Origin of the sequence: Psychrobacter sp. W2-37-MNA-CIBAN-0211 (assembly GCF_040309405.1) — a bacterium.
GTDB classification, from domain to species: Bacteria; Pseudomonadota; Gammaproteobacteria; order Pseudomonadales; family Moraxellaceae; genus Psychrobacter; species Psychrobacter glaciei.
In genome coordinates, this window is the sequence record NZ_JBEOOU010000302.1 from 1 (window position 1) to 263 (window position 263).

Sequence of the window (263 nt, forward strand, 5' to 3'; positions counted from 1 at the left end):
CCCAATCAACCGATGCGCCCATGCGGCGAAGCTGTTTGGTAATCGTGCCACCAGATTGTTCTTTCCAGTCCCACACTTTATCAATAAAGGCGTCACGGCCTAAATCATGGCGAGTTTTACCTTCTTCGGCTTCAAGCTTACGCTCAACCAACATTTGGGTGGCGATACCAGCGTGGTCGGTACCCACTTGCCATAAGGTATTCTTACCTTTCATGCGTTCATAACGAGTAAGCGTGTCCATGATGGTGTCTTGGAAGGCATGT

Annotated in this window: 1 protein-coding gene; it reads right to left on the reverse strand. The window is 49.4% G+C overall.

Features of this window, described 5'->3' with window-relative positions:
* Positions 1-263: class I tRNA ligase family protein (locus AAEY72_RS15330; protein ID WP_352311443.1), on the reverse strand; the 263-nt coding region annotated here is incomplete at both ends.